General features: G+C 62.2%; 9 protein-coding genes and 1 pseudogene. 6 read left to right on the top strand and 4 right to left on the bottom strand.

All coding sequences use genetic code 11. The annotated features are described in order from the left end of the window. Positions 1–100, top strand: a pseudogene (locus B0E42_RS31400) (alpha/beta hydrolase); the annotation flags it as partial. Between the two features lie 143 nt (positions 101–243). Here the strand turns inward: B0E42_RS31400 and B0E42_RS02775 are convergent. The 4 genes from B0E42_RS02775 to B0E42_RS02760 form a co-directional block, all read right to left on the bottom strand. Continuing rightward, a complete protein-coding gene (locus B0E42_RS02775) occupies positions 244–837 on the bottom strand; it encodes an HAD family hydrolase (RefSeq protein ID WP_024618220.1) in 594 nt (197 codons plus the stop codon). Next, entirely contained in the window at positions 834–1,703 is an 870-nt protein-coding gene (tesB, locus tag B0E42_RS02770) for an acyl-CoA thioesterase II (RefSeq protein ID WP_018604976.1), read from the bottom strand. The genes B0E42_RS02775 and tesB overlap by 4 nt, the downstream gene beginning before the upstream one ends. 88 nt (positions 1,704–1,791) lie before the next feature. Then, positions 1,792–2,361, bottom strand: coding sequence for a GNAT family N-acetyltransferase (locus tag B0E42_RS02765; RefSeq protein WP_018604974.1), 570 nt, complete (start codon positions 2,359–2,361; stop codon positions 1,792–1,794). 270 nt (positions 2,362–2,631) lie between these two features. Further along, positions 2,632–3,297, bottom strand: a complete 666-nt coding sequence (locus B0E42_RS02760) for a GntR family transcriptional regulator (protein WP_074849481.1) — start codon at positions 3,295–3,297, stop codon at positions 2,632–2,634. A gap of 271 nt (positions 3,298–3,568) precedes the next feature. Between B0E42_RS02760 and B0E42_RS02755 the strand changes: the two genes are divergently transcribed. Genes B0E42_RS02755 through B0E42_RS02735 form a run of 5 tightly spaced genes read left to right on the top strand, consistent with a single transcriptional unit; the run spans position 3,569 to position 9,765 of the window. Continuing rightward, complete coding sequence (locus B0E42_RS02755; protein ID WP_077505584.1) at positions 3,569–4,801, top strand: NRAMP family divalent metal transporter; 1,233 nt, start codon at positions 3,569–3,571, stop codon at positions 4,799–4,801. A 28-nt stretch (positions 4,802–4,829) separates the two neighbouring features. Further along, the gene (locus B0E42_RS02750) at positions 4,830–5,600 is read left to right on the top strand and encodes a LamB/YcsF family protein (protein WP_014340334.1); all 771 of its coding nucleotides are present in this window, start codon (positions 4,830–4,832) and stop codon (positions 5,598–5,600) included. Then, positions 5,597–6,403: a putative hydro-lyase gene (locus B0E42_RS02745; RefSeq protein ID WP_077505580.1), complete on the top strand. Its 807-nt coding sequence runs from the start codon at positions 5,597–5,599 to the stop codon at positions 6,401–6,403. The genes B0E42_RS02750 and B0E42_RS02745 overlap by 4 nt, the downstream gene beginning before the upstream one ends. A gap of 9 nt (positions 6,404–6,412) precedes the next feature. Beyond that, positions 6,413–8,029 (top strand): 5-oxoprolinase/urea amidolyase family protein, encoded by a 1,617-nt coding sequence (locus tag B0E42_RS02740; protein ID WP_077505578.1) that lies wholly within the window; start codon positions 6,413–6,415, stop codon positions 8,027–8,029. Further along, the gene (locus B0E42_RS02735) at positions 8,026–9,765 is read left to right on the top strand and encodes a biotin carboxylase N-terminal domain-containing protein (protein WP_077505576.1); all 1,740 of its coding nucleotides are present in this window, start codon (positions 8,026–8,028) and stop codon (positions 9,763–9,765) included. Before B0E42_RS02740 ends, B0E42_RS02735 begins: the two co-directional genes overlap by 4 nt. The last annotated feature ends 42 nt before the right edge of the window (positions 9,766–9,807 follow it).

Below are 9,807 nucleotides of genomic sequence, written 5' to 3'. Positions count from 1 at the left end.
GGGGGTGAACCAGCGGCTGATCGAAGTGCCGGGGGTGGGGCATAACGGGGATGTGATGTTGACTTCGCCTGAGGGGTTGAAGGTGTTGTTTGGTCAGTAAGCCTTATGTCGACTGGGAGGGTCCTTTCGCGAGCAAGCCCGCTCCCACAGGGGTTCCCTGTCGATTACAAAATTTATGTTCACCACAGGTCCACTGTGGGAGCGGGCTTGCTCGCGAAAGCGATTAACCAGTCCACACAAATCTCAAGCCGACAACATCCGCCGCAACGCCGAACAATCCCGCGCATGCCAATCCGTCAGCTCCGGCCACGGATTGTCCGGCAGGTTCACCAGCACCGTCCGTGCGCCCGCCGCACGTCCGCAGTCCAGGTCAAAACGGTAATCGCCCACCATCACCATCGCCTCGGGCGCCACGTTCCAAGCCTCGGCCAGCTTCAACAGGCCACCGGGGTGAGGCTTGGGCGGTGCTTCGTCGCGGCCCAGCACATCTTCCACGGCGAAACAGTCCGCCAGGCCGATGGCTTCGAGGGTGACGTGGGCCAGCTCGCGGGCGTTGCGGGTGAGAATGCCCAGGCGATGGCCGCGCCCGGCCAGCTCGCGCACCAACTCGACCGCCCCCGGCGCGGGCCTGGAGCCCAATGCCAGGTCCCGTTCGTGCTCCAGCAGCCAGGCATGCTTGGCCGCGGCTTCCTCCGCTGGCAACGCGGCCAGGTGGGTCAGGATGTCGTCTTCGGCCGGAATCGCCAGGGCCACGCGGATCGCCGCGAAGTCATGCACGGCGATCGTCAGCGTGCCATCCATGTCGAACACCCAGTGACGGACCTCGGCCAGGCTCATGCCCAGTCCTTGCGATGGCGAATCAGGCCTTCCTGGGTCACCGAGGCCACCAGTTGCCCGGCGCGGTTGAACACGCTGCCACGGGAGAACCCGCGGGAATTTCCGGCCCACGGGCTGTCCATGGCGTAGAGCAACCAGTCATCGGCGCGCAGGTCGGCATGGAACCACAAGGCGTGGTCGAGGCTGGCGACCTGCATGTCTTTGTGCCACACCGATTTACCGTGGGGCAGCAGCGAAGTGGTCAGCAGGCCGAAGTCCGACGCGTAGGCCAGCAGGTATTTGTGCAAGGCCGGCGAATCCGCCAGGGCGCCATCGGCGCGGAACCACACGTATTTGACCGGGTCGGCCGGTTGCGGGTTGTAAGGGTCTTTTTCGGTGACCGGGCGTACTTCGATCGGCTTGGGGCACAGCAGTTTTTCGCGCATGTGCTCGGGCAGCAGGTGCGCACGCTGCTGGGTCAGTTCCAGCTCGGACGGCAGGTTCTCCGGCCCGACGACTTGCGGCATGCTGCTCTGGTGCTCAAAGCCCTCTTCGTCGTACTGGAACGAGGCACTGCAGGTAAAAATCGGGTTGCCCTTCTGGATCGCCGTCACCCGGCGGGTGCTGAAGCTGCCACCGTCGCGCACGCGGTCCACCTGGTAGACCACCGGCAGCGCAGCGTCGCCTGGACGCAGGAAATAACCGTGCATCGAATGCACATGGCGCGCCGCTTCCACGGTCTGGCTAGCCGCCGACAACGACTGGCCCAGTACCTGGCCGCCGAACAACTGGCGAAACCCCAGGTCCTGGCTACGTCCGCGAAACAGGTTCTCTTCGATCGGTTCCAGGGTCAGCAGGTCGACCAGATCTTCCAACACGTGGCTCATTCAGACATTCCTCACACAGCGCAAAAACCGCGCAGTCTATGATAGTGGCCCGGGCCATTTTGGCGGGCATGGTAAACGTCCGTGTCGGCTAACCGTGCAGGGTCTGCAACCACTGTTCACGATTGATGCGATAGAGCACATGGTGACGCAACGGATGACCGACGGCGAGTGTCGGGTGTTCGAAGTCGTCAGCCGGGTCGTGCTGCATGCCAATGGCCTGCATGACCTTTTGCGATGGCAGGTTGTCGACGGCGGTGAACGCCACCACTTCGTCCAGCGTCAACTGGTCGAAGGCACAACGCAGGGCGGTCCACGCCGCTTCGCTGGCATACCCCAGGCCCCAGTGCTCCCGGGCCAGGCGCCAACCGATCTCGATAGCCGGTGTGAAAGGCGCATCGAACCCGACCACTCCCAGCCCGGTGAAGCCAATGAAGGCGCCAGTGTCCTTGCGTTCCAGGGCCCACAAACCAAAACCATGCTCGGCGAAATGTCCCCGCACGCGACCGATCAGGGCAGCGCTTTCCAGGCGGCTCAAGCGCGCCGGGAAATAACGCATCACCTGCGGGTCGGCGCACATGGCGGCAAATTCCGGCAAGTCATCATCGCGCCACTGCCGCAACAGCAGCCGCGCGCTTTCCAGTTCCAGTATCGGCTCCATCTTCACTCTCCTCCATGCCCCCTGAGTCTACATCGCAGGCAAGATCCGTCACTCAATCAGCGCTGAAAACCTGGCTCACGACCGCGCTCATATCGAACGCTACATGGGTGCTGAGTTGGCTCGCGAAGACCAACGGCGACTTGGCCTGCCCGGTGCCACGCGGCCGCCCCAGGAAATCACCCATCGATACCCGGAACTATAAGGTGGGTGTGAGGGCCTGAGCGGAAAAAACGATAGGTGTGGCTTTGCTTGCGAAGCGCTCACCTGGCGCTATCGGTTCATGCAGCGTTCGTAGGCTGCCAGAACAGTGCGCTCCGATTGCACCAGATAGGCTTCGAGCATCTGGGTGGCTTCCTCGGGTCGCCTTTCTTCGATACAGCGCAGGATTGAAACGTTCATGTCGACATAGGGCATATGCAGGAATTCGGGATCATTGAGCAGGCCGAAGGCCAACCGCAGCTCGGCCGATATCTGCCCGTAGAACACCACCAGGCGCGGGCTGTCGGCGAGTTCGACGATCGCCTTGTGGAACATCATGTTCGCGGTGCCGACTGCGATCCAATCCTTGGCCTCACGCGCTCGCATGCCCGCTTCCACGGCTTCGCGCATATGCAATGTTCCCGGGTGCAGCGGATAACCCTGCGCGATGGCCTTGCATTCGATAAAACGGCGCACACGATAGATGTCAATGATCGAGGCCATATCCGGCTCCGCCACGGTCACCCCGCGATTGGGTTCATGCTTGAGCAACCCCTCCCGCGTCAGGACCCTGAACGCTTCCCTCAAGGTGTTGCGTGAAATCTGCAGGTTGTCGGCCAGGGCCGCTTCGGACAGCCGCTGGCCCGGAACCAGCTCACCTTCGACCAGCATTCTGCGGATCTCCTGGGTAATGGATTCTCCCAGCGAGCGAGGAAGGGAAGGTGAAACGTCGTTCATGTGCAATCCAGAATATGAGGAAGTCACTTTGATGTTCCATGAGAGCCCAGCCCATGGCAAGGAGCAAGGGTGTTGCCTGCATCATTAAGTAACACCCACGAGTGACAAGGTTACAATTTGGTGCAAATTGTAGCCTCATAGCAAATTGATTGTTGAACAATCTAGGCGCTATAGATCAACACTTACAGACGGATGTTTGAGTCCTGGCACGCTCGTTGCTCAATAAAAAATATCTCCCACCGTAGGAATTGATGCCGTGACACAGACAGCCGTGACACAGACCGCTCAAGATTTTACAAAGACGCGACGCGCTTCCCTGATCGCCGCAATTTTCATGATGGCGACGTCCGCCATCGGCCCTGGCTTCATCACCCAGACCGCCACGTTCACGGCCAAGATGGGTGCGGCATTTGCGTTCGGTATCCTGGCCTCGATTCTGATCGACTTCGTGGTTCAACTTAACGTCTGGCGTATCGTCACCCTGACCCGAATGCGTGCCGCAGACGTGGCCAACAAAGCGATTCCAGGCAGTGGCTACCTGCTGGCGGTTCTGGTGATCTTCGGCGGGCTGGTGTTCAACGTCGGCAACATCGCCGGTGCCGGGCTGGGCCTGAACGCGCTGATGGGGCTTGATGCAAAATGGGGCGGCGGTCTCAGCGCCCTGTTGGCCATCGGCATCTTCCTCTCCCACCGCGCCGGATTGGCCGTCGACCGGCTGATCGTCGTGCTGGGCCTGGTGATGATTGCCCTGACGCTGTTCGTGGCCTTTGCCTCTAACCCGCCACTGGGTGAAGCCCTCTACCAGACCGTACTTCCGGACCAGATCAATTTCGCCACCATTACTACCATCGTCGGCGGCACGGTCGGTGGTTACATCACCTATGCGGGGGCCCACAAACTGCTGGACCGCGGTACTACCGGGGTAGAAAATCTCCAGGCAGTGACCAAGGCAGCCCTGGGCGGCATCATGGTCACCGGCCTCATGCGCTACATCCTGTTTCTCGCCATCCTCGGCGTTGTTGCCAGCGGCGTAGTCATCGACACCTCGGGCCAGGGCGCCAATCCGGCCGCACAAGCCTTCCAGGCGGCAGCCGGGCAGTTCGGCCTGCGCGTCTTCGGTCTCATCCTCTGGGCCGCCAGTATCACCAGCGTGATCGGCGCCGCTTACACCTCCATTTCCTTTATCACCGTGTTCAAGCCGGACATCACTGAGCAGGGTCGCAACCGCGCCACCACCGTATTCATCACCCTATCGCTGCTGATCTTTGTCCTGATGGGGACTGCTCCTGCCGCACTGCTGCTCTTCGCGGGCGGTTTCAACGGCCTGATACTGCCAATCGGCTTGAGCATCTTTATCTACGTCGGCTGGCGCCGGTCCGACCTCATGGGCGGTTACCATTACCCACGCTGGCTGCTGGTACTGGGCGCCCTGACCTGCCTGCTGACCTGGTACATGGCAATCAAATCCGTTGGGCCGATCTTCGCCTTCCTCAACGTCGCCTGAGCCCGATAACGAACAAGGAGTCACGTGAATGCCAACGATAGATATCAACAGCGACCTGGGTGAAAGCTTTGGCGCCTGGCACATGGGCGACGATGCCGCGATGCTCGATGTCGTGACCAGCGCCAATGTCGCCTGCGGTTTTCACGCCGGAGACCCTGCCGGCATCCTGCGGACACTGAAAGCGGCGGCGGCAAAAAATGTCACCATTGGTGCCCATGTCGCTTACCCGGACAAAGTGGGCTTTGGCCGACGAAACATGGACGTGGCCAGCGATGAGCTGACTGCCGACGTGATCTACCAGATCGGCGCGCTGCAAGGCCTGGCCAAGGCCGCCGGCACCTGCGTGCGCTATGTGAAGCCCCATGGCGCCTTGTACAACACCATTGCTCACGATCGCCGCCAGGCGCTGGCCGTGATCGAAGCCATCCGCACGATCGACTCCAACCTCATATTGGTTGCCCTGGCAGGCTCAAGCCTGATTGAACTGGCCCGCAACGAGGGGTTGCAGTGTATCGCCGAAGCCTTCGCTGACCGTGCCTATACGCCACAGGGCACCCTCGTCTCTCGCCGCGAACCAGGCGCCGTGCTGCACGATCCCAAGCTCGTCGCCCAACGTATGCTGCGCCTCGTTGAAGACGGTGCCATCGAAGCGATCGATGGCAGCCTGACCAGAATCCAGGCCGACTCGATCTGTGTCCATGGCGACAGCCCGGCAGCGGTGGAAATGGCCCGCGAGCTGCGCCGCGTACTGGAACAGGCCAACATGTCCTTGCTGCCCTTTGCCGGAGGACGCCCATGAACGCTCTTGATCTCGCCCGCCAGGCGGCCATCGCCGCTGCCCGCCAAGCACGCACCGCCTACCGTGGCGGCCTGGTCACCCCCACGGCAGGTATCGCGCCGGGCATGACCCAGGCCAACCTGATCGCCTTGCCGCGCGCCTGGGCATACGACTTTCTACTGTATGCCCAGCGCAATCCTAAAGCCTGTCCGATCCTTGACGTCAGCGACGCTGGCAGCCCAGGTACGCTGCTGGCTGAAGGGGCCGACCTGCGCACCGATATCCCCCTGTACCGCATCTGGCGTGATGGGAAACTGGTGGAGGAAGTCAGCGACGCCACTCAGGCCTGGGCCGAACACGACGACATGGTGGCCTTCTTGATCGGCTGCAGCTTTACCTTTGAAACGGCCCTGCAAGAGGCCGGCATCGAAGTGCGGCATATCACTGATGGTTGCAACGTACCGATGTACCGGACCAACCGTGCCTGCCGTCCGGCGGGACGTCTACAGGGTGAAATGGTGGTATCGATGCGACCGATTCCAGCCGATCGCGTGGCCGAGGCGAGCGGTATCTCCGGGCGCTATCCCTCAGTCCATGGCGCCCCGGTGCACATCGGCGAACCGGCGCTGCTCGGGATCCAGGACCTGAATCGACCCGACTTCGGCGACGCCGTACGCATCGAACCCGGTGAGATCCCGGTGTTCTGGGCCTGCGGTGTAACGCCCCAGGCCGCGGTCGTGGCCTCGGGCGTGCCCTTTGCCATTACCCATGCGCCCGGCCATATGTTCATCACCGATGTGCCTGACAGCACCTATCACGTCTAGGAGTTTCCTGTGCGTTTTCTACCCGTCAACCTGGACGCCCTGCTCGTCGAATTGAAAGACCTGGACGAGACCCTGGCGTTGTTCGACGCCCTGATGGCCGAACCTATTGCTGGCGTGGAGGAGATCATTCCTGCCGCACGAACGCTGCTGATCCAATTTCGCCCCAGCGCCATTGCCCAGCAGGCGCTCGTCAATCGTATCGCTGGCCAGGACCTGAGCCAGCGCCGCGAGATCGAGCATCGCCGGGTGGAAATTCCCGTCCATTACAATGGTGAAGACCTTGACGAGGTCGCCACGCTGCTGGGGATCAGCCGCGCCGAAGTGGTCCAACGCCACACCGCCCATGACTACAGCGTGGCCTTCTGCGGATTTGCGCCGGGCTTCGCCTACCTCACTGGCGGTGCCGGTTTCCAGGTGCCTCGCCGACAAACTCCACGCACCCGCATACCCGCAGGTGCGGTTGCCCTGGCGGGGGAATTCAGCGGGATTTATCCACAAGCCAGCCCCGGTGGGTGGCAGATCATCGGCGTCACGCCTTTGCAGATGTGGGACCTGAACCGCGCTGAATCGGCCTTGCTGCGTCCAGGCTATAAAGTACGGTTCACCGATGCCGGCCCGCTCCCGGCGGGTGGCCTGCCCGCCCCCACGGTACCGGCAAGCGCCACCGCGCCCAGCGGCACCTATCTGGAAATCATCACCCCCGGTTTGCACAGCGTACTGCAGGATATGGGCCGTCCCGGCCAGACCGGCCAAGGCGTATCCTGTTCCGGCGCGCTGGACCAGGGCGCGCTGCGGGCAGCCAACCGCGCGGTCGGCAACAGCTCGGACATGGCCTGTGTGGAATCGGTACTCGGCGGCCTGAGCTTCGTTTGCCATGGCCGTGCCGTGATCGCTGTCACCGGTGCGAAAACCCCGGTCACAATCACCAACGCCAGTGGCCTGCAATGGCAGGCAAGTCACTACCAGCCCATCGAGCTGGACGCGGGTGACCGCGTCAGCCTGGGTTCCCCCCTCGCGGGGCTGCGCAGCTACCTGGCGATTCGCGGCGGCTTTGACATCGCTCCGGTGCTAGGCAGCCTGTCCACAGACACCCTGGCCCAGGTCGGCCCCCCGGCGCTCGCCGTCGGCGACCTATTGGGTTTTACGACACTGACCACGGGAACCAGCGTATCGCTGAACGAAGCCCCGGCCTTTGAGCTGCCTACTACTGCCAACATCATCACCCTTGACGTGGTCATGGGACCGCGTACCGACTGGTTTACCGAAGACGCTATCCAGCGTCTGAGCAGCCAGCTCTGGCGCGTCACCCCACAGTCCAACCGCGTCGGTATTCGTCTGGCCGGTGAAATGCCGCTTGCGCGCAGCAACCACCATGAGTTGCCCAGCGAAGGCACCTGCGTCGGCGCCATTCAGGTTCCGGCCAGCGGCCAACCGGTTCTGTTTCTCGCCGATCACCCGTTGACCGGTGGCTATCCGGTGATCGGCGCAGTTGCCCACTACCATCTCGACCTGGCTGGCCAGATCCCTATCAATGCGCAGATTCGCTTCAACCCTGTGGACGGCTTCAAAGAGATTCAACCCGTTACGCAAGCCTCTTCAACTGCCGATGTGAAAAAACTTCCATGAAAAAATTACTGATTGCCAACCGTGGTGAAATTGCCGTCCGCATCGCCCGCGCCTGCCGCGACTACGGCGTGCAGTCTGTTGCGGTCTATGCCGACGCGGACATCGACGCCCTGCACGTGCGCCAGGCCGACGAAGCCTACTCACTCAATGGCCAGCGCCCGGCCGAGACCTACCTGGATATCGGCAAACTGATCGCCGTCGCCAAACGCAGCGGCGCCGATGCCGTGCACCCCGGCTATGGTTTTCTGTCTGAACGGGCCGACTTCGCCCGGGCGGTGATCGACGCAGGGTTGATCTGGATCGGTCCCAACCCGCAGACCATCGACGTGCTCGGCGACAAAGTCGAGGCGCGAAAAATTGCCCAACTGGTCGGGGCGCCTCTGGTAGCCGGTACGCCTGGCCCGGTCGAAAGCGCCGCCGAAGTATTGGCCTTTGCCGAACAGCACGGCCTGCCAATTGCCATCAAGGCTGCCTTTGGCGGCGGTGGACGCGGCATGAAAGTCGCCTGGCGCATGGATGAAGTGGCTGAATTGTTCGCCTCCGCCGTGCGCGAAGCGCAAGCGGCCTTTGGTCGTGGCGAATGCTACGTCGAACAGTTCCTCGACCGTCCTCGGCACATCGAAGCGCAGATCCTCGCCGACAAACACGGCAAGGTCGTCGTCGTCGGCACGCGTGACTGCTCCTTGCAGCGGCGTAATCAGAAGCTGGTGGAGGAAGCGCCAGCGCCCTTTATCAGCGACGAACAGCGCCAGCGGATTCATCAATCCGCTCAGGATATCTGCGCCAAAGCCGGCTACGTCGGTGCCGGCACGGTGGAGTTCCTGCTCAGCCAGGATGGCACCCTGTCGTTCCTCGAGGTCAATACCCGCTTGCAGGTCGAGCACCCGGTGACCGAAGAGACCACTGGGGTGGATCTGGTGATCGAACAACTGCGGATCGCCGACGGTTTGCCATTGTCCTTCAGTGAGACGCCACCCCCGCGTGGCCACAGCTTCGAATTTCGCATCAACGCGGAAGACCCAGGAAAGGGCTTCCTGCCCACCCCCGGTCAGATCACCGATTTCCTGCCGCCATCTGGCCCGGGCGTTCGCCTGGACAGCGGCGTGATAAGCGGCTCGCGAGTGCCCAGCACCTTCGACTCGATGATGGCCAAACTGATCGTCACCGGTGCCACCCGCGAACAGGCCATCGTCCGCGCCCGGCGCGCCTTGGCTGAATTCAACATTGAAGGCATTGCCTCGGTGCTGCCGTTCCACCGGGCCGTGATGGACCATGACGACTTCACCGGTGCCGATAAATTCGCCGTGCACACGCGCTGGATCGAGACCGATTTCGCCGAACAGATCACGCTCGCCCCACGTACCGCCGTATCCGCCGACCCTGGCATCCTGCGCACGTTTGTCGAGATCGACGGCAAGCGCCATGAACTGGGCCTTCCGGCTGCGCTGCTGCGAGGCGTCAGCTTGAACGCTGCGGGTAGCGCCAGCGAAAGCGCGGCCCCATCCGAGGCCGCTGATCCGCAGGCGGTAGTGACGCCCGTGGCGGGTAATCTGCATACCTGGGTCGTCAAAGACGGCGAGTCGGTGAGCGCGGGGCAAGTGATCGCGGTGGTAGAAGCCATGAAAATGGAAACCTCGGTCCTCGCACCGTGTGAAGGCCAGGTGCAGATCGCCAAACAAGCAGGCGACTACTTTGAAGCCGGCTCCGTCATTGGCCGCATCCAAACAGCTCACTGATTTAAAACTTTTCTTTTCGCAGTCAGTACGCGCAACGGGGTA

It is taken from the genome of Pseudomonas sp. A25(2017) (assembly GCF_002001065.1).
In the GTDB taxonomy this organism is placed as follows: domain Bacteria; phylum Pseudomonadota; class Gammaproteobacteria; order Pseudomonadales; family Pseudomonadaceae; genus Aquipseudomonas; species Aquipseudomonas kilonensis.
Note: the sequence above shows the minus strand (reverse complement) of the source record. Positions and strands in the feature narration are given on the sequence as shown.

Bases quoted from the DNA above. Each gene is read 5' to 3' on its own strand.
- B0E42_RS02735 (WP_077505576.1), top strand. From the start codon at position 8,026: ATGAAAAAATTACTGATTGCCAACCGTGGTGAAATTGCCGTCCGCATC.
- tesB (WP_018604976.1), bottom strand. From the start codon at position 1,703: ATGAGCCACGTGTTGGAAGATCTGGTCGACCTGCTGACCCTGGAACCG.
- B0E42_RS02760 (WP_074849481.1), bottom strand. From the start codon at position 3,297: ATGAACGACGTTTCACCTTCCCTTCCTCGCTCGCTGGGAGAATCCATT.
- B0E42_RS02750 (WP_014340334.1), top strand. From the start codon at position 4,830: ATGCCAACGATAGATATCAACAGCGACCTGGGTGAAAGCTTTGGCGCC.
- B0E42_RS02745 (WP_077505580.1), top strand. From the start codon at position 5,597: ATGAACGCTCTTGATCTCGCCCGCCAGGCGGCCATCGCCGCTGCCCGC.
- B0E42_RS02775 (WP_024618220.1), bottom strand. From the start codon at position 837: ATGAGCCTGGCCGAGGTCCGTCACTGGGTGTTCGACATGGATGGCACG.
- B0E42_RS02765 (WP_018604974.1), bottom strand. From the start codon at position 2,361: ATGGAGCCGATACTGGAACTGGAAAGCGCGCGGCTGCTGTTGCGGCAG.